At 66.9% G+C, this 18,161-nt stretch carries 18 protein-coding genes, 1 tRNA gene, 1 pseudogene and 1 riboswitch; of the genes and pseudogenes, 10 read left to right on the forward strand and 10 right to left on the reverse strand.

The features are described 5' to 3' along the window. The 3 genes and pseudogenes from ACFYOY_RS06740 to ACFYOY_RS06750 form a co-directional block, all read left to right on the forward strand. Nucleotides 1-400, forward strand: a pseudogene (locus tag ACFYOY_RS06740) (RNA helicase); the annotation flags it as partial. A 108-nt stretch (nucleotides 401-508) separates the two neighbouring features. Continuing rightward, nucleotides 509-581 (forward strand) — tRNA-Lys (locus tag ACFYOY_RS06745). A 224-nt stretch (nucleotides 582-805) separates the two neighbouring features. Next, entirely contained in the window at nucleotides 806-1,903 is a 1,098-nt protein-coding gene (locus ACFYOY_RS06750; protein WP_351883169.1) for a right-handed parallel beta-helix repeat-containing protein, read from the forward strand. Between the two features lie 92 nt (nucleotides 1,904-1,995). Here ACFYOY_RS06750 and ACFYOY_RS06755 read toward each other — a convergent pair whose 3' ends face one another. The 3 genes from ACFYOY_RS06755 to ACFYOY_RS06765 all read right to left on the reverse strand — a co-directional run bounded on the left by ACFYOY_RS06755 (nucleotide 1,996) and on the right by ACFYOY_RS06765 (nucleotide 3,857). Beyond that, on the reverse strand, nucleotides 1,996-2,505 hold the full coding sequence (locus tag ACFYOY_RS06755; RefSeq protein ID WP_351883167.1) for a hypothetical protein: 510 nt from the start codon (nucleotides 2,503-2,505) through the stop codon (nucleotides 1,996-1,998). A 262-nt stretch (nucleotides 2,506-2,767) separates the two neighbouring features. Beyond that, complete coding sequence (locus ACFYOY_RS06760) at nucleotides 2,768-3,322, reverse strand: hypothetical protein (RefSeq protein WP_388585237.1); 555 nt, start codon at nucleotides 3,320-3,322, stop codon at nucleotides 2,768-2,770. Between the two features lie 175 nt (nucleotides 3,323-3,497). Then, the gene (locus ACFYOY_RS06765; protein ID WP_351883163.1) at nucleotides 3,498-3,857 is read right to left on the reverse strand and encodes a hypothetical protein; all 360 of its coding nucleotides are present in this window, start codon (nucleotides 3,855-3,857) and stop codon (nucleotides 3,498-3,500) included. 489 nt (nucleotides 3,858-4,346) lie between these two features. Here ACFYOY_RS06765 and ACFYOY_RS06770 point away from each other — a divergent pair, with 489 nt between their 5' ends. The 4 genes from ACFYOY_RS06770 (at nucleotide 4,347) to ACFYOY_RS06785 (ending at nucleotide 9,713) form a co-directional block, all read left to right on the forward strand. Continuing rightward, entirely contained in the window at nucleotides 4,347-5,117 is a 771-nt protein-coding gene (locus ACFYOY_RS06770; protein WP_351883161.1) for a DUF6227 family protein, read from the forward strand. Nucleotides 5,118-5,607: 490 nt separating this feature from the next. Beyond that, complete coding sequence (locus ACFYOY_RS06775; RefSeq protein WP_388585304.1) at nucleotides 5,608-6,969, forward strand: PP2C family protein-serine/threonine phosphatase; 1,362 nt, start codon at nucleotides 5,608-5,610, stop codon at nucleotides 6,967-6,969. A gap of 247 nt (nucleotides 6,970-7,216) precedes the next feature. Beyond that, a riboswitch (cyclic di-AMP (ydaO/yuaA leader) is annotated at nucleotides 7,217-7,386 on the forward strand. 11 nt (nucleotides 7,387-7,397) lie between these two features. Beyond that, on the forward strand, nucleotides 7,398-8,588 hold the full coding sequence (locus ACFYOY_RS06780; RefSeq protein WP_351883159.1) for a M23 family metallopeptidase: 1,191 nt from the start codon (nucleotides 7,398-7,400) through the stop codon (nucleotides 8,586-8,588). Nucleotides 8,589-8,768: 180 nt separating this feature from the next. Further along, a complete protein-coding gene (locus ACFYOY_RS06785; protein ID WP_388585241.1) occupies nucleotides 8,769-9,713 on the forward strand; it encodes an aldo/keto reductase in 945 nt (314 codons plus the stop codon). Between the two features lie 146 nt (nucleotides 9,714-9,859). On the opposite strand, the gene ACFYOY_RS06790 is transcribed toward ACFYOY_RS06785, so the two are convergent. Further along, the gene (locus tag ACFYOY_RS06790; protein ID WP_037953329.1) at nucleotides 9,860-10,159 is read right to left on the reverse strand and encodes a hypothetical protein; all 300 of its coding nucleotides are present in this window, start codon (nucleotides 10,157-10,159) and stop codon (nucleotides 9,860-9,862) included. 219 nt (nucleotides 10,160-10,378) lie between these two features. On the opposite strand from ACFYOY_RS06790, the gene ACFYOY_RS06795 reads away from it, so the two are divergent. Continuing rightward, a complete protein-coding gene (locus tag ACFYOY_RS06795) occupies nucleotides 10,379-11,173 on the forward strand; it encodes an NgoMIV family type II restriction endonuclease (protein WP_388585244.1) in 795 nt (264 codons plus the stop codon). Nucleotides 11,174-11,249: 76 nt separating this feature from the next. Here ACFYOY_RS06795 and ACFYOY_RS06800 read toward each other — a convergent pair whose 3' ends face one another. Further along, entirely contained in the window at nucleotides 11,250-11,459 is a 210-nt protein-coding gene (locus tag ACFYOY_RS06800; RefSeq protein ID WP_388585246.1) for a DUF397 domain-containing protein, read from the reverse strand. Beyond that, nucleotides 11,459-12,304, reverse strand: a complete 846-nt coding sequence (locus ACFYOY_RS06805) for a helix-turn-helix domain-containing protein (protein ID WP_388585248.1) — start codon at nucleotides 12,302-12,304, stop codon at nucleotides 11,459-11,461. Before ACFYOY_RS06805 ends, ACFYOY_RS06800 begins: the two co-directional genes overlap by 1 nt. 221 nt (nucleotides 12,305-12,525) lie before the next feature. On the opposite strand from ACFYOY_RS06805, the gene ACFYOY_RS06810 reads away from it, so the two are divergent. Continuing rightward, the gene (locus ACFYOY_RS06810; protein ID WP_388585251.1) at nucleotides 12,526-13,158 is read left to right on the forward strand and encodes an ATP-binding protein; all 633 of its coding nucleotides are present in this window, start codon (nucleotides 12,526-12,528) and stop codon (nucleotides 13,156-13,158) included. Between the two features lie 18 nt (nucleotides 13,159-13,176). Here ACFYOY_RS06810 and ACFYOY_RS06815 read toward each other — a convergent pair whose 3' ends face one another. Then, complete coding sequence (locus ACFYOY_RS06815; RefSeq protein ID WP_388585253.1) at nucleotides 13,177-13,914, reverse strand: HNH endonuclease; 738 nt, start codon at nucleotides 13,912-13,914, stop codon at nucleotides 13,177-13,179. 163 nt (nucleotides 13,915-14,077) lie between these two features. Here ACFYOY_RS06815 and ACFYOY_RS06820 point away from each other — a divergent pair, with 163 nt between their 5' ends. Beyond that, nucleotides 14,078-15,238, forward strand: a complete 1,161-nt coding sequence (locus ACFYOY_RS06820; RefSeq protein WP_388585256.1) for a DNA cytosine methyltransferase — start codon at nucleotides 14,078-14,080, stop codon at nucleotides 15,236-15,238. Here the strand turns inward: ACFYOY_RS06820 and ACFYOY_RS06825 are convergent. The 3 genes from ACFYOY_RS06825 to ACFYOY_RS06835 all read right to left on the reverse strand — a co-directional run bounded on the left by ACFYOY_RS06825 (nucleotide 15,173) and on the right by ACFYOY_RS06835 (nucleotide 18,145). Beyond that, the gene (locus tag ACFYOY_RS06825) at nucleotides 15,173-15,628 is read right to left on the reverse strand and encodes a very short patch repair endonuclease (RefSeq protein WP_388585258.1); all 456 of its coding nucleotides are present in this window, start codon (nucleotides 15,626-15,628) and stop codon (nucleotides 15,173-15,175) included. The two genes, ACFYOY_RS06820 and ACFYOY_RS06825, sit on opposite strands and share 66 nt — an antisense overlap. Before the next feature lie 25 nt (nucleotides 15,629-15,653). After that, a complete protein-coding gene (locus ACFYOY_RS06830) occupies nucleotides 15,654-16,649 on the reverse strand; it encodes a NaeI family type II restriction endonuclease (protein ID WP_388585261.1) in 996 nt (331 codons plus the stop codon). A gap of 314 nt (nucleotides 16,650-16,963) precedes the next feature. Beyond that, nucleotides 16,964-18,145, reverse strand: a complete 1,182-nt coding sequence (locus tag ACFYOY_RS06835; protein ID WP_351883141.1) for an Ig-like domain-containing protein — start codon at nucleotides 18,143-18,145, stop codon at nucleotides 16,964-16,966. Nucleotides 18,146-18,161 lie beyond the last annotated feature (16 nt).

Here is an 18,161-nt window from a genome sequence, read left to right on the forward strand (position 1 = left end):
CAACCGCGACCGTCGGGACAACGACCGTGGCGGCCGTTCCTTCGACCGTCGGGACAACAACGACCGCGACCGTGGTGGCTTCAACCGCGACCGCCGCGACGACCGTGGCAACTTCGGACGGCGGGACGACCGTGGCGGCCGTCCGTACGAGCGCCGTGACGACCGGGGCGGCTTCAGCCGCGACGGCCGGGAGAACGACCGTGGCGGCCGTTCCTTCGAGCGCCGCGACCACAACCACCGTGGTGGAGACCGTCCGTTCAACCGCGACCGTCGCGACGACCGCCCGGCCCGCCGTGACGACCACCGGGGCGGTTCCGCCGGCGGCCGTTCGTACGAGCGCTCCGGCGGCTCGTCCTTCGACCGGCGCGCCGACAAGCCGCGCTGGAAGCGCAACGGCTGATCCGGCCGTCGAGAGGGCCGTGCAACACCGCGCTGTTGCACGGCCTTTCGCTCCCGGAGGGTATTGGCTCGGGTGTTGGCCCCCGGCCGAGCTATGCTGCGGGGGTGCGGGTCATTAGCTCAATTGGCAGAGCAGTGGACTTTTAATCCATTGGTTCAGGGTTCGAGCCCCTGATGACCCACCTCGGAAACCGCAGGCGCCATCGGTGACCTGCGGTTTCATCGTTTCTGAGGGTCCCGTCGCGCGGTCTTCCGCGGCTTGGGACCGAGGTGTTCGCACCCCCGTCGTACAGAAGATCGAGTCTCACTCGACCGGCGCTTGAGCAGATGCCGAACGGTACTCGACCGCAGAGTCTGAACCTGCTGCGTCTGAACCGCTGCTCGGAAACGCTTAAGGAGACTCCTCGTGCGACTCGCGACAACGATCCGGGGATTGATCCCCGTCATGGCGCTGGCGGTATCGGCGTGGGCGGTTTCCGCTCCGGCGTCCGCCGAAGGGAAGGGAGACGGCGGAGGAGCAGGCGAGAAGGCGGCCCCGGTGCCCTGCGGGGACGTGGCGGCGCTGATCACCGCGGTGAGCGAGGCCAACAGCTCGCCATCGGGCGGCTCCGTCTCCCTGGCCACGGGGTGTGTGTACACGCTGGGTACCGCGGCGTACACCGGCGGCCCCAACGGCCCCGACGGACTGCCGCTCATCACCGGTGACGTGACCATCAGTGGGACCCAAGCGACCATCAGACGCAGTGCGTCCGCAGGCGACTTCCGGCTCGCGGAGATTGCGCCCGGTGGAAACCTTACGGTCAACGGCGTGACCTTCTCGGACGGCCGGGCGACTTCGGGGGCGGGCACCGACGGCGGTGGCATCTTCGACGCGGGCTCACTGAGGCTGATCAACGCCACGGTCACGGGCAACACCGCGAGCAACGTCGGCGGTGGCATCGAGGTCGCCTCGGGCGGTTCAGCGGTGCTTTCGGCCACGGATGTGACGCACAATTCCGCGGGGGACGGCGGCGGCATCCACATCAATACGTCGGCCACCCTCAGCGTCTCGGGCGGCAACATTTCCGACAATACCGCCTCCAGCTCGGGCGGCGGCGTCAGTAACTTCGGAACGACGCTGCTGGGCGCCGTCACGGTCGCGCGGAACAGGACCACCAACTTCGAGGGCGGCGGTATCGCCACCGCGGTCGGAGATTTCACGATCAACGGCGGCCGGGTCGCCGAGAACACCGCCGGCAGTTTCGGTGGCGGTATCGCCAATATGGGCAGCGCACTGCGCGTACTGGCCACCACCGTGTCCGGAAATACCGCGACGCTGAACGGTGGCGGGCTGTTCCAGCACGCGGGCACGACACAAATGATCGGCGACACGGTCACCGGTAATACGGCCAACGGCGGCCAGGGCGGCGGCATCTTCACGGACGGCGGCACGATCTCGCTCGCCGCGACCACGGTCTCCGGGAACAACCCGAACCAGTGCGTACCGGCTCTTGCGGGATGCTGAAACACACCGCTCAACGATCCGGCTGAATGCAGAGGCGCCCCCGGAAGTCGTTTCTTCCGGGGGCGCCGCGTGCTCGATCGCGAGATCGGCCGTCAGTGCTTGCAGTCCTTCTTCTTCGCCTTGGCCTTGGCCTTGTGGTGCTTCTTGGCCTTGTGCGGGTCGGCCTTGGCCTTGTGGACCTTCTTGGCCTTGTGCGGGTCCTTGGCCTTGTGCTTCTTCGGCGGGTCCTTGTGCACGACCACGACGGGGTCCGGCTCGTCGAGGGCGATGTTCGTGCAGTCGGAGCCGATGTTGACGTCGCCGGTCGGGGCGGCCACGGTGGTGATGACGGTGGGGCCGGTGGCCGTGTCGCACTCGTTCGACTGGATCACCGAACCAACGTGGTTGGCGAAGTTGACGCAGTCCGAGCCGAGGTTGATGTCGCCGGTGGGGGCGGCGGCGCCGGTGTTGGTGGTGGCGCCGGTGTTGGTCTCACAGTGGTTTCGCTGAGCACTGCTGGACTGCGGGAAGAGCCCATGAGCACTCGCGCTACCGGCGCCGCCGACCACCATTGTGCCCGCGGCCGCCGCGGCCATGAGAGCTGCCTTCTTGCCGATCTGCATTGTTCTGGTGCCTCCATATCGGGTTCTTCTCCGCGAATATTCCGCAGACACCTCTTGAACGAGATTTCCGTAATCCGGGATCCGGGACTATGTGAAGCATCACCCATCCGCCACAGTAAAGGTATATTCAGCCGGTGCGGAAGTCGGTGGATTTCTCTTCGCAAAAAATGAACGCGACCCCGGGGAAAATTCCCCAAGGCCGCGTTCATCTCGAGCAGCTTTTTCCAGAAGCTCGGTGGCGAACTCCGGTGAGCTCGGTGTTTCAGGAGCGCTGACGGTTTCCCTGGCCACCGCTCTTGCCGCTCTTCGTGCCGTTCGTGCTCGTGCCCTGACTTCCGTTCTGGGGGTCGGAGCCGGCGACATTGGCACAGTTGGTCTCGGTGGTGACATCGGAGCCGGGGCCGATCGTGATCGGGCCCGTCACGGAGGTGGTGCGACAGTCGTTGGTCTGCTTCGTCACACCACCCGACTTGCTGACGTTGACGCAGTTGGTCCCGTTCTTGATTTCGGATCCGGGGGCCAGCGCGACGGTGATCGGACCGATGACGGAGTGGGTACGGCAGCGGTTCTCCTGCTCCGACACACCCGACTCGGCGGTGTTGACGCAGTCGGTCTGATTGCTGAGCTCGGTCGGGCCGGCGGCCACGGTGATGGTGCCGACGACGGAACTCGTGGTGCAGCGGTTGCTCTGCGTCCCGCCGTTGGCGCCTGCCGCGCGGCTGGGACCGGAATCGGCGGCGTCGGCTCCGCCCGCACCACCGATGAGCAGCGCACCCACGGCCGCCACAAGAAGCGCCGACCTTTTGCGCATGTGCATAACGAGCCTCCAATCGGGCTTTCGGTACGGCACGCGCTCATCGCCATCACCGAAAGCCTCTTTCATGGCAGCGGCCCTGGAAGGGAGGCTTCCAGGGCCGCGATTCCCAACGGGGGGATGCCTCATGGCGTTACCGCGGGCGGGAACACCATGAAAGGGTCAGCGACTCAGCGACTCAGTGACGCTTGACGCTGTCGTCGTCCGTGGCGATGTTCGCGCAGTTCGACCCGATGTTGGTGTCGCCCGTCGGGGCGGCAGCGCCGGTGACCAGCGTGACGCCGGTGGACGTGTCGCAGTCGTTGGCCTGGACGACCGAACCGCTGCTGTTGGTGAAGTTCACGCAGTCCGAACCGATGTTGATGTCGCCGGTGGGAGCGGCACCGCCGGTGTTGGTGGTGGCGCCGGTGGCCGTGTCACAGCTGTTGAGCTGCACGATGAAGTCGTCGTTGTTGTTGGCCAGGGCGCCACCCGCGCCACCGATGACCAGAGCGCCGGCGGCCGCGGTCAGGAGAATTGCCTTCGTGCCGATGTTCACTTAATTCCTCCGTCTGGGTTGCTCCGCGAATTCACGGACGCATGACACAACGAAGCTCATCAGTTAAGGCTTCGGGCCGCCAGTCAGCTTCACCCGTCCGGCATAGTGCGGCTCTTCCGGCGCGTGTTCTCCAAGAATCCTGCTAAGGGGGACCAATGCAAGGACCATTTGGCCCAGCTCGGCCCGGCGGGCACCTGAATCCCTTTAATTGAATGAGGGGAAGCGGCTGCCCGGCGGAGGGGGCCCGGATGCGCTGGGACCCGGTGCCCGCGGTGGCCGACCGACCCACCCTGGCCCGCGCGCGTACTTGTTCGACCGGTCGGACGAGTGATACATCCAGGCTCTACGACGCAGGAGTGAGTGAGGCACAGTCACACCGACAGCTTTGCGGAACCGCAGCGCGGCGCGTGTTCACGCCGCTACGCTAAGTGCGCGAGGTGGTCGCCCGGGGGGCGCGGCGAATCAACGCCGGGAGGCGGGAGGAGAGACATGGGGCACTCACGAGCGGACGGGACCCCGGCCGAGCTGATGGACGGGCTGCTGGCCCGTGCGCAGAACGGCTTCGAGATCGGCGAGGCAGTGCTGGCCCAGGCGCGGAGCGCCCTGATGCACCAGTCCGAGCTGCGGTCCTGCCGGCAGTGCAATGAGCGGTGCGGCCAGCTTGGCTACAGCACCTACCGGCATGTCTTCCTGCTCCCTGACGGCAGCAGCCTGCTGCTGTGGGAACTGGAGCACAACACCGGCGAGGGCGGTCGCCCGCTGTACGAGCTCTACGCGGACGAGGACGCCCTGACGCTGGCCGAGCGCCGCGTCCACGATCGCCTCGGCGGCGCCCGCTGGGAGGAGCTCGACGGGTTACCGCTGTGGCTTCCGGACCAGCTGCTGCACACGGCCGAGCCACTGGAGAGCTCCCGTGCGTATGTGGCCGACAATTCGGCCGACCACGCCCGTCGTGTCCTGCGCCGCGCGGAGAACGCCGACCGCCCGGGCGAGGAGACCGAGCGGCTGCTGACGACCGCGTTCGCCCATGACATCGCCCTCGCGCCCAAGCCCCGGCGCCGCTCCGGCGGTCCCGACGCGACCTGGTGCCGCTTCTATGAGCACGCCTTCCTGCTCGCGGGAGGGGACGAGGTCGTGCTGTGGGAGCTGGAGCACAATCTCACCCGGGACGGACGGCTGGTGTGCGAGGTGTACCTCGACGAGGTCTCGGCGGAGCTCGCGGCGGACCGTCATGCCCGCGCGCTGGGCGTCGACCTCTGACGTCGCATCCGCACCCTCTGGCACATCCGCACCCTCTGGCACATCCGCACCCTCTGATGCATCCGCAACCTCTGGTGCGCCCGTAGCCGCTGACGCTCTCGTGGCCTCTGACGGGCCGGCGGCGCGCCCGCGGCGTAACCTCTGACGGCCCCCGTGGCTCTGACGCGCCCACAGCCTCTGAGGCGCCGCAGCGCGCCCGCTGCGTGCCCACCGCGTGCCCGCTGAGTGCCCGTGTGCGCCCTCCACATGCCCGCAGGGCGCCCGCCACGTGCCCGCAGCGCACGTGTGGGAGCCGGGCCCGCTCACGGCGCCCGTCCAGCACCCGCTTGGCCGACACCGACTCGCCTGGCGGCCCGTCAGCCGGAAGCCTGGTGACGAAGGTGACGAAGGTGACCAAGGTGGCAACGGCGACGCTGTGACGACAGCGAGCTGTGACGACAGCGACGCTGTGACGGCGGCGGGACGCGGACCAGGGAAGCGAGAGAAGCCGGTGCGGGTGCGAGGGAGCAGGGCTCGTACGGGCGCCCGTACCAAGTGGCGTACGGCCTGGCCCCGGCTGAGCCGCCCGCACACCCACCGCCGCCGCACCCGCCTGCACACGCTCATCGACACCGGCGCCGCGGCCGGTGGTGCCTCTGCCGAAGGGTTCACCGGGCCCACCGCGGGGCCCAGCCCGGTCGAGGACGCTCACCAGGGGCTGCCGGGCCGCCGGGTGGCCCGCTGGGTTCCCGCCATCCTCATCCTCGGCGGCGTCAGCTTCGACCTGGCCACCCCGTCCGGCTACACCGCCTCGCCCTTCTTCGCCGCCGCCCCTCTGGTCGCCGCGGCGCTCTTACCGCTGCGGCAGACCGTCATCATGGCCGTCATCGCCGTCCTCACGACCTGTCTGCTGGCGGAGTTGCACGGCGTGACGGACCCGACCCAGGCGGCCACCGAGATCGTCACGGTCGCCACCGTGACCGGGCTGGCGGTGGCGATCAACCGTGTCGTACGGCGCAGCTACCACCGGCTCGCCTCGGCACGCGGTGTCGCGGAGGCGGCCCAGCGCGCCGTCCTGCCCGCGCCGCCCGCCCGTCTCGCCGGGCTGGAGATCGCCGCGCGCTACGTACCGGCGGAGAAGTACGCGGCGATCGGCGGTGACCTGTACGCGGTCCAGGACACCCCGCACGGCGTACGGCTGACCGTCGGCGACGTACGCGGCAAGGGGCTGGGGGCCGTGGAGGTCGTGGCGATCCTACTGGGCTGCTTCCGGGAGGCGGCGGAGCAGGAGACGACCCTGGAGGCGCTCGTGGGCCGTCTGGAGCGGGCGCTGCAGCGTGAGGGCGCCCGGCGAGCCGACCTGGAGGTGTTCGAGGGGTTCACGACGGCGGTGGTGGCTGAAATTCCGCGCGGTGACTCCACCCTGCGGTTGCTCAACCGTGGTCATCCGGCGCCGCTGCTCATGGAGGAGGACGGCGGGGTGCGCGCCCTGGAGCCGGAGGCGGCGGCGCTGCCGGTGGGGATGGGGGAGCTGGCCGGGTGGCCGGACCGGGTGATGGAGCTGGGGTTCGAGGAGGGGGCGACGCTGCTGCTCTTCACGGACGGGGTGACGGAGGCCCGGGACCGCAATGGCGAGTTCTACGACCCGGCGAAGCAGCTGCGCGGCCGCCGCTTCACCGATCCGCAGGAGCTGCTGGATGCGTTGGTGGCCGATGTCGAGCGCCATACGGACGGCGGGACGGCGGACGACATGGCGCTGCTGGCGGTCCGCCGGACCCCGGCCCGCGGGAACGGACGGGGGAACGGGCACGGCGACGGTGACGCGAACCGCACCGGCCATACGAGGGACGGCGACGCTCCCCACCGTCCGTAGCCGACCGGGTCCATACCGTGCGTAGTCGGCCGAGCCCCCTCCGCATAACAATTGCTGCACGATCGACCCGCACGCGTTTTTGTGAACCTTTGGCCAGTGCGCCGATTCGCTCCCATCTGTTCCTTCTTGAGCGCTAAGTTCATGCCAAAGGTGCGCGGATTCCTCAGAACAGCTTGGAATCACATCGCGCTCTCTATTAACGTTCGATAACGCAGCGCGGTCGTCACAACCGTCGCAAGGGCGGCACCGTGCGCCGTCGCCGAATCCCGTACGCACACCGGCAGTACCGCACCACCAGCAGCACCAAGGGAACCGGGGAACCAACACCTTGGGGTGAATCGGGTCGAACCTGACCCGTAGGAGACCTTCCTGCTCCGAACCCGTCAGCTAACCCGGTAGGCGAGAAGGAAGGAAAGGAGTGCGCCTCCGTGGCGTCCAACAGGTCTGCCCTGGACGAGGCCCCGTATCGCACACGGGGAGGCGGTTTGGGGACCGCCACCGCCTACGGCCCCGGCTTTGACGCCGGCGGTGGGATGAGCTCCGGGGACGGACACTTCGCCCCCGACGATCGGTACGCGAATGCGGATGGGGACGCGTTCGAGGGCCCGGGTGCCGGATTCGAGACCGAGCCCTGGGAGGAGTGGAACCCCACCGAGGAGTCCATCGCTCCCGTACGCGGCCGGCATCGCGTGGCCAAGCAGCGCGGCGGGACCATGGCGCGCAGCGGCGCCGTCCTCGGGGTCGGCGTGATCGCGGCGGTCGGTGCGGGCGGCATGGCCAGCGCCAAGGACCGTCCCAAGCCGCCCATTTCCATGCCGGACCTCGGCCATGTCGCCGATGAGGTCAAGGCCAGCTTGCCCGCGGCCAAGGACCTGCCCGGCATCGGCTCCTGGACGTCGGACGACAGCAGTGGGCCGCAGACGGCCGCCGCCCCCCTCTCCCAGGCCGGCCTGACCAGCGAGGACGAGCAGCGCGGCACCACCGACGCGGGTGAGGCGCTCCGCGCCCGCATCCTCCAGCAGGCCGAGAACCAGCAGAACGCGGCGGACGAGGACAGCCGCACCGCCGCGGCGAAGGCCGCCGCGGAGAAGGCATCCGACCAGGCCGCGGAGGTGGCCGCCCAGCGGAAGGCCAAGGCCGAGGCGGAGAAGAAGGCCGCCGAGCAGCGGGCGAAGGAGGCGGCCGAGAAGAAGGCCGCGGCCGAGCGCCAGGCCAGGCTCGCCGCCGCGTACACCCTCCCCGTCGGCTCGTACACCCTGACCGCGAGCTTCGGCCAGGCGGGCGACATTTGGTCGGCCGACCACACCGGCCAGGACTTCGCCGCCCCGACCGGCACCCCGGCCAAGGCGGTGCACGGCGGCACCATCACCCAGGCGGGCTGGGCCGGTTCGTACGGCTACCGCATCGTGCTGACCCTCAGCGACGGCACCGAGATCTGGTACTGCCACCTGTCGTCGATGGTCGTCACATCGGGCAAGGTGACGGCGGGCGACGTCATCGGCCGCGTCGGCGCCACCGGCAATGTGACCGGCCCGCACCTCCACCTCGAGGTCCGGCCGGGCGGCGGCTCGCCGATCGACCCGATGCCCTGGCTGCGCCAGCACGGGATGAATCCCTGATACTCCGGCGGCTCTGGCGCTCTCTCCCCCCTTGACGCCAGGGCCGCCGGTTTACGTCCCGACGGGGCGGCCCCTCAGGAACACCCCTCTCAGGAACCCCCCAGGAATCCCCCAGGAACACCCCCCCGAGGAACACCCCCCCGAGGAACAACCCCGCCCGGCCACCCGTTGTAAAAACGTATGGCTGACAACACACAAAAGATCGGTGACCTGTCCGTCTTCCCGTTCTCCCTCGGCGGGAACGTCTTCGGCTGGACCGCCAACGAGGCCGAGTCCTTCCGGGTGCTCGACGCCTTCGTCGCGGCGGGCGGCAACTTCATCGACACGGCCGATGTCTACTCCGCGTGGGTGCCGGGCAACGAGGGCGGCGAGTCCGAGACCGTCCTCGGCAACTGGTTCGCTTCCCGGGGCAACCGTTCCGAGGTCGTCCTCGCCACCAAGGTGGGCGCCGGCTACCCGGAGCCCCGCGGTCTGACCTCGTCCGCCATCAAATCGGGCGTCGAGAAATCCCTCCAGCGGCTGCGCACCGACTACATCGACCTCTACTACACCCACTACGACGATCCGTCGGTGCCGGTGGAGGAAATCATCAGCACCCTGGACGAACTGGTCACGGAGGGCAAGGTCCGCGAGATCGCCGCGTCCAACGTCAGCGCGGAGCGCCTGGAGGCCCAGCTGACCTTCTCCACCCAGGAGAGCCTGGCCCGCTATGTCGCCCTCCAGCCGCACTACAACCTGGTCTCGCGCGACACCTACGAGGGCGAGCTGGCCGACGTTGCCGCCCGCCACGGCCTGGCGACCATCCCGTACTACTCCCTGGCGTCCGGCTTCCTCACCGGTAAGTACCGCCCCGGCACGGCGGTCGACAGCCCCCGCTCCACGGGCGCGGCCCAGTACCTGGAGACCGAGCGCGGCCAGAAGGTCCTCGCCGCCCTGGACGACGTCGCCGCCAATCACGCCACCGAGCCCACCACGGTCGCCCTCGCCTGGCTCCTCGCCCAGCCCACGGTCGCGGCCCCCCTCGCCAGCGCCCGCTCCGTCGACCAGCTCCAGCCCCTGCTGGCCTCGGTCGACCTCAAGCTGACCCAGCCGGAACTGGACCTGCTGACCTCGGCGTCGGACTGACCGGAAGTCGGCGGGACGGGGCGCGGTAAGGACTGAGCGGAAGGCGGCGGGACGGGGCCCCGTAGAACGGCGGGCGGGCAACAAGCCCCGCCCGCCTGAGCCCCCCCCGCACGAACGCGATCCGCTACATACGGCCCATGGACCCTCTACCGCCGATCGGCAAGAGCCCAGGAGGCGAGGGCAACCCCACCGGCGACGGCGAAGACGGACGGCCAGGCCCCGATCTTCTTCGCCAGCGGATGCGACCCGGCGAACGCGGCGACGTACGCCGCACTGAGCGCGGCGGCGGTCCCGTTCCCCGCCTTCTCCCGCCACCCCCGAGCGGCCACCGCCCCCGCAGCCGCGAGGGCAACCCCACCCAAGGGCCGCCTCTTGGTCCACCGAGCCACCGAATACCCCCCAACCAACCCACCCGCAGCCACAACCCCCGCCGGCACTCCAGCCATCCCCTTACCTCCCACTCCAAGGATCTTCTCGCCCCCGATCCTACGAAGGTAGATGCCGAGAATGGACGTCGCAGCCAAGCGGGATAGACAGGCCTGCGTCGCCCCTGTGGGGGCATCAGTTCGGCAGAGGATCTTTGCTCTAAAATCCTGGCTAGCCGCTTACATGCCCCAGACCGGTGGGTCCCTCCGTGAGTGGCTGTTCCCTGGAAGGAAGTAGGCATGGCGGCACCGGATTGGCTTCGCGAACTCCTCGCTTGGAAGAACTCAGCCAACCAAAAGGTGATCGATGTCTGTGATGAGCCCTGGGCTCCAAACATCTCGGACGTAGACAACAAAACCAGCCTGCGCATCGCAAAATCCGTGCTCGATGACCTCGGAGTTAGCCGCAAGGTTTCTGCGAACTCATCCGACGCCAAGGAGGAAAGCAGAGGAACCGCACTCGAAAACGCCGTTACAGTTCAGCTTGTCTCCGAGCTGCCCAGTCTTGAGCCGAATAGGGCCTGGGCGGTAGGACGCGGGAAAGACGTCAGGAACTTTGAGCAGTATCAGCACCTAGACGAACTGCGCATGCTTCTTGCTGAGACCCCGAGCCTGCGCGTGGCGCTCGGAACTGACTATCAAATTGCTCCCGATGTGACCGTCGCACTTGACGTACCTGGTCATCCGCTCCACGCGGTGGTCTCCTGCAAATGGACACTGCGGTCAGACCGCGCGCAGAACGTCCGACACGAGTTCAACCTTCTAGTGCGGTCCCGCCGGGGGCGGACGCCGCACTTGGTTGCAGTTACAACAGAGCCACTGCCAAGTCGCCTGGCTTCGCTAACGCGTGGGACTGGTGAGATAGACGCCGTCTACCATCTCGCCTTCGAAGAGACGCAGGCTGCGGTCCAAGAATGGGGAACAGTCCAGCACAAGAAGAGCGAGCCGACTCAACTTGAACTGTGGCGGGAGATGACTGAACAGAACCGGCTGAAGGACTACAACGACTTGGCCGGAGATCTTGCGCGACTGTGACGTGTGCTCGCTGACGCTCCCGGAATTAGCGGTTAGTGCAAGTCTTTATGGGGGCGCGTAGGACCGGTGAGGCCGGTCAGTTCAGGTGCTTGCGCCGCACGGCCGCGATGAATTCTTCCCAGGCATCGCTTGAGAACCCGAGCATGGGTCCGTCCGGATTTTTTGAGTCCCGCACGGCTGTCATGCCCTGCCGGAAAGTGGTCTCCACGCACTCGGTGTTCCCGGCACCGCTGTACGAGGACTTGAACCAGCCACTGTTTCTATCGGATATGCAGGGCTCGCGCATCAGATCTCCTCACGGACGCGTTCGATGAGGGCGGAGGACGAGGCCATGTCCAGCGCCTGAGCGCGAAGGTAGTCGAAAGCGACCCGGTAGCGCTCCAGTTCCTCGTCCTTCTCCATGAAGAGCGAGCCGACGTGGATATCGACGTACACGACGTCAAGCGAGGGCTCGGCACCCCCGAGGATCACGAAGCTCCCCATGGCCGCTGAGTGCGCGCCCTTGGCGAACGGCAGGACCTGGAGCGTGATGTCAGGCGACTCGTTGGCGCGCAACAAGTGATCCAGTTGCTCCCGCATAACCTCACGCGAACCGACCACCCGCCGAATCACCGACTCGTCGAGGATGGCCCACAGATGCGGTGGCTTCGGACGGCTCAGGATCTCCTGCCGCTTCATCCGAAGATCGACCAGCCGCTTGATCTCCTCCGCGGACAACCGCATCTCCGACGCATGCTGCACCGCCTCCGTATAGCCGCGCGTCTGGAGCAGGCCCGGCACATACAGGCAGGCGAAGTGGTCCTCCCGAGCCGCCTCGTCCTCCAGCGTGAACAGCAGGTTCATGCTCTCTGGCAAGGAATCCGCGAAGGATGTCCACCACCCCTGCCGCTTTGCGTTCTTGGCAAGGCCGACCACGGCCTTTCGCTCCGCCTCACTCGCTCCGTACTCACGGCACAGCGCATCCACGATGGGCCACTTCACGGGCCCTTCCTGCGTCTCGTACCGGCTGACGGTCGCCTTCGAGACTCCGACGAGCCGACCTGCCTCCTCCAGCGTCATCCCCTTACGGGCCCGGAACTTGCGCATCATGACGCCGAGCTGTCGCCGACGAGTAGTGGCCCGCGATGGCATGACGACTACCTCTCCCTTCGCGCCGACTCGTGACGGAGCCAGCGGCAACCAGGCTATGAGCGCCTGAAGTTGGCATACCACCGGATTCACTCTTTCGGGAACCGGTGAGAAGTTACATGAAGAGACTTCTCACTGTCATACTCGCATCAGCGAGACTACGCAGCGCGGTCGTACGGATACGACTGGACACAGTGCTGGCGTAGCGCCCAAGGAGTGTGGCCATGCACCGCTACTCAGTCACCGAATCCCAACCACGCCGCTGCATCCTTCCCTTTGCCGCCGAGCCGCCCCAACTGGCCGACCTCCGCCGAGCCGTGAACGCCGAGCTCACCGCCTGGGGCATGTCGGCGCTCGCCGACGAGGCGCAGCTGATCGCCACGGAGCTGGCTTCGAACGTCATCAAACACGTCGGCCAGGGCACCGCGGCCACCCTCGTCCTCGACGCAGACAGGGACCAGCTACGCGTAGAGCTGCATGACAGCAGCCATAAGGAACCCCGGAGCCGCATCCCGACGTCCGAGGAGGAGTCCGGCCGCGGGCTGCAACTTTTCGTCGGCCTCTCAGCTTCCTGGGGCACCACGCGTACGGCGGTCGGCAAAGCGGTCTGGTGTGAGCTTCCCCTGACTCCGGACGAGTCCCGCCGCCGCATCCAGCGCGCAACGGCCGTCATGGAGACGTACGGCTGCGCGATCGGCGGCTCGGCAGCACGGCTCACCCACCGTCCAGTCCTGGAAGAGTTGGCGACCAGTCTGATCCTGGACTTGCTGCACTGGCTCAGCGCACACGGTCTCGATCCCGACGACATTCTCGATCGAGCCCAGACCCACTTCGAAGCCCGGCCAGGAGTCGTCTGACGTAGGAGGTCGGAGCCGCTACTCGGAGACTTTCTCGATCTCAGCCTTGAGGGCCGCGGGTGTGCGCCATGATGCGCCGAGATGGTTCCTGTGACACATGCGGTGGCAGTTGGAGCACAGGAGAGCAAGATCGTCCAGTTCGGTATCCCGTGGCCCGGATATATAGAGAGGCAGCAGGTGGTGCACCTCGATGTAGCCCTCGCCGATCGGCCCGTAGAAGCGGTCGAACTGGAAGTCGCAGACCTCGCACCGCAGCGGCTGGCCGAGACGCCTCACTCGGTCGAGCTTGCGTCGGCGGAGCTTGGGGTCGCGTTCACGCGCGATGGTCCAGCGTGCCAGGAGGCGGCCTTCAGCTCCGGTGGCACCGTCGTCGGAAATCTCGTCCGGCTGCTCGGGTATTCGCTGCAGCTCGCCGGAGCGGATGCCTTCCTCGATCGCTTTGGCCGCGTTGATCATTTGGGACGGCTGGGAGATAAAGCCGGCGATCACCTCCCGGTCCAGGCGCCCGCACCGAGTGGGCTTCCCGGAGTAGGCAGGGTGGTTCGACGCCAGGTCGGTGGTCTTGCGGCTGACGCTGCCGACGGACCGGAAGTTGGGCACGCTCCGGGCCGCGTCGCCGTGCAGGGGGAGAGAACGGAGCAGTCTGGAGAGCTGCTGTGTCCGTGGATCGCTCTCGCGCAACTCGTTCCAGTCGTTCTCGACGACGAGAACGCACGCGAGCAGCAGTTCGTCCCGGGTCCATGCAGGGCTTCGCATGGGCAATATCGTATGAGTGTTCGCTGTGGCGCAGGAGGCGGGCGGAGGGGAGTGAAGTTGTCCGGCAAACTTGGCGAGGCACGTTGTCAGTGGGGTCTGTCACCCTCTGTGGTAGGCGGGTTGCGAAGAGTGCCCGTCGTAGCAAGCTTTGAAAGGAGGGTGCATGACTCGCGCTGAGTCCAAGTTCACCTCAGTGGAGATCTGCGCCGGCGCAGGAGGCCAGGCGGTCGGTTTGCACAAGGCAGGCTTCCGCCACCTGGCTCTGATTGAGATCGATGAGCACGCCTGCGCCACCCTCGAATTGAATGTGGCAGGTAATGCGGAGTGGGACGGCTGCAGGGTTCTGAAGAGAGACCTCAGGCAGTTCGATGTGGACGAGCTGGGTCTGAAGCCCGGTGAATTGGACCTCCTCGCAGGTGGTGTGCCGTGCCCGCCGTTCTCCGCAGCGGGTAAGCAACTGGGGCAGGATGACGAGCGCGACCTGTTCCCCAACATGCTTGACATGGTGGAGGCCCTACGGCCTAAGGCCGTGATGATTGAGAATGTGCGGGGACTGCTGGAGCCACCCGAGAAGTTCAGCCGCTATCGCGAGGACGTCATCGAACACCGGTTGCGTGAGGCCGGCTACGTAAAGTGCTACTGGAAGATCTTGGAGGCATGCGACTACGGGGTGCCGCAGCTACGTCCGCGCGCGATCCTCGTGGCCATGCTTGAGGAGTACGCGAAGCACTTCGAGTGGACTGAGCCGAAGACGCGTCCGCTCCTCACCGTGGCGGAGGCTCTAGCGCAATCCATGCGCGACCGTTTCAAGGCCAGCGGAGACCCTCGCTGGAAGACCTCCTACGACCGCTGGCTCAAGCAGGCCCGGAAGGGGACCGTTGCCCCGACGCTGGTGGGAGGATCCAAGAAGCACGGTGGTGCGGATCTTGGCCCGACCCGTGCCAAGGAAGCATGGCGCAAGCTGGGTGTATGTGGTCTGGGCGTTGCAAACGAGCCCCATGAAATCAAGGATCCCGAGCGCGATCTCTTCAGTGACCGTGGTCCCAAGCTCACCGTGAGCCAAGCGGCGACTATCCAGGGCTTTCCGAAAGACTGGAAGTTCGCGGGGCGGAAGACCGCTGCCTATCGCCAGGTCGGCAACGCCTTCCCGCCTCCAGTCGCCCAGGCGGTTGGCGAGCAGATCATTGCTGCGCTCGAAAAGGCTATGAAAGAACTGGCTGCGGCCCAGAACGACACGCTGTTTGAGTTCCCCGAGCCCTCAGCTCCGTCTGGGGCGAAGCCTGGCGACCGTAGCGGCGATCGCGAGTGCGCAGCTGTGAGCTGACTCATGCTCCCAGAAGCGGAGCACGGTCCACCCGGCTTTCGCAAGGCGTTGATCGGTGTCCCGGTCACGTGCGATGTTCCCGGCTACCTTGCCTGACCAATAGCCGGAATTGGTCTTTGGTGGCACGTAGTGCTCGGGGCAGCCGTGCCAGTAACAGCCGTCGATGAAAACCGCGACCTTCGCCGGACGGAAGACCATGTCGGCCGTCCGGCGAAGATCTGGGAGTGGTTTGGCTGACACGCGGTAGCGAAGCCCCTGCGCATGGACCAGTCGCCGGATGAGCTTCTCCGGCTTGGTGTCACGGCTCCGGATCGCCTGCATATTCCGGCGCCTGGATTCGGATGACGCCCACGAGCCGTCCGGCGGGGTCCAAGGTGTCTCTGTCGCCACTACATGCCTCCCATCTCGACTCTACTCAGTCCTGCGACGCCTTCTTCGTCTCGGGGAGCAGGGGCGCTGCCTCTCTCGGGTCGGTGCTGTCGGCGACCACCCAGTACTGACCGTCCATGAAGGCGCGCGGACGGTCCCCGTGGCGGGGCTGAGCCTGGGCGAGGCGTGTACTTACGAACTCCCCCTCCCTCGGGACTGGGATCTTGAGCTGAGCGGCAGCGGCTTGGTGATTGGGATAGTCGCCGAAGATCACGATGCCTTCGGGCTGAAGTATGGCGCGGGCTCCGCCGTTGTAGCGCACCCGCTTCATGTAGTCCTTCTGCTGTGCCAGCGTGCGCACCACAGTGCGGCTCACGGGCCGCCTCTGCACGCGCCGGAAGAGCTCGGAGACCCTTGCCTGGCCCGAGTTCCTGCGCGGGTTGATGCTTGGATTGAGGATGGCTTGCCGAATCTCGGTCGGGATATGAAGCAACAGGTTCTCTTGTAGCGGTTCGTTGTGCCACAGCCACGTGACCAGAGCGTGGTGCTGCTTTGTCAGGCTGAACTTGCCGTCGCGGTTGCCCTTCTTGGTGACTGTGCCGCTTGTGGTGAGCTTCTCCCGGTCGGCACGGAACAGCCCTGCGCTCCAGCGGCTTTGCTGGTCGTCGGCCCAGACCACAAGACAGAGCTCCCCCAGGGCCTCGGGAGGGATCATCCAGCCGTACAGCTTCTGTGAAAACTTGCAGTCGACCTCAAGTCCTTCGATGAGGTAGTCCATGTCCCGACCGTCGGCGAACCCGAACTCCCGCTGCAGATTGATCTCTACCAGCGTGCCGGCGTGAGTCTTCTCCGTCTTGTGGAGGTCACGCCAATCGAAGCGGCCGGTGTGTTCTCCGTCGAGAAGCTGGTCGATGGTGTCCCGCAGCACTTTCGCGAACCGTTGACCGTCAGGATCGAGCGTCAGCAGATGCTGCCGGACGAGCATCAGTTCCGGGTCATCGCACACACCTGGCTGAGGGCCCGGCAGGTCAGCGAGTTGCACTTCTCGTCTCCTCGGGAGTCACGGCACAGCGGAGTGTCATGCGCCACTCCTGTGTTTACCAGAGGGACATGCTTGCCTACTTGTCGTGATCGCATTGCTCAGTGCTCAACGGACGACTGTAAGAGGCTGTTGGCGGCGCCCGTGTGACAACTTATGGTCAGTTGCGATCAGCTGTTCGCGCACCGCGGGCTCGATCATCTTTCCGCGGCTGCTGCAAGACTCCCCGGATAACGACGTTCCGCGCCGGTGCCCGCGCACGCACGTGGGCACCCGCGCCCTAACAGCGCGGGTGCCCACATCATCGTTGAGCAGACTCAGCGCAGGGCGCTGAGCTTTTGCCAGGACGGGTAGGGGAGGTTCCAGTCGCCGAAGCCGTTGCCCGTGGAGACCGTGGCGCGGGTGGAGCCGGATATTTCGACGATGTCGCCTCGGGTGGCGCGGTTGTAGAACCACTTGCCGTCGGCGAGGGACATGCCGACGCAGCCGTGGCTCATGTTGGTCTGGCCGAAGTAGCCGAGGCCCTCGTTCCAGGGGGCGGCGTGGGCGTAGGTGCCCGAGGTGGTGAGGTGGACGGCCCAGGGGACGTCCTTGTTGTAGGGGTCGGCTATGCCGACGGACTCGCTGGTCATATTGACCATGGGGGCCTTGTCGAGGACGACCATGGTGCCGTTCCAGGTGGGATAGGAGGGCTGGCCGGCGGATATGGGGATGGTCTTCTGCTTCTGGCCGTCCTCGTAGACGGTCATCGTGTGGTTCTTGATGTCGACCTTGGAGATCCGGGGCGTGCCGATGGTGAAGGTCGTCGAGACATCGCGACGGAGGTAGCGGGAGTCGCCGGTATTCACGCCGCTGAGGTGGGCTCGGAGGGTGACCTTGGTGTCCTTGTGCCAGTAGGTCTTGGGGCGCCAGTCGACGCGCTCGATGCCGGTGAGGGGGTCCTTGGTCCAGCCCCAGGAGCCTTCGGTCTTGGGGCTGGTGGAGATGGAAAGGGTGCGTTCCACCGCTGCCTTGTTGGTGACGGGGTGGTCGAAGGCCAGGGAGACCGGCTGGCCTATGCCGACGGTCGAGCCCTTGGTCGGAGTGACCGTGACGCCGTTGGTCTGCTGGGCGGTGCGGGTGCGGAAGGTGGAGTGCTGGACGGCGGACTCGCCGGCGGCGTTGGTGGCCGTGGCCTCGACGGTGTAGGTCGTACCCGGGGTCATGGTGCGGGTGGAGCGCCAACTGCTCTTGGAGTGGGAGAGGGCGCCGGTCACCGTGGCGGCCTGGGAACCGGCGCCGTCGGGGACGATGCGGACCTTGGTGAGGGTGCCGTGGGAGGCGGTCACCTTGACCGTGGCGTCGGGGGCTATCGCCGCCGTGTCGCTGCTTGGGGTGATCGTGATCCGGGCGGGCTTGGCGTCGGCCGGGTCCACCGAGGCGGTTTTCGACGCCGACTGGCAGCCGGTGAGCAGGGCGACGGCGAGGGCGGGCACCGTGAGGGTGCTGAGGGTGCGCAAGGAACGGACGGAAAGC

The organism is Streptomyces sp. NPDC007875 (genome assembly GCF_042868035.1).
In the GTDB taxonomy this organism is placed as follows: Bacteria; Actinomycetota; Actinomycetes; order Streptomycetales; family Streptomycetaceae; genus Streptomyces; species Streptomyces antimycoticus.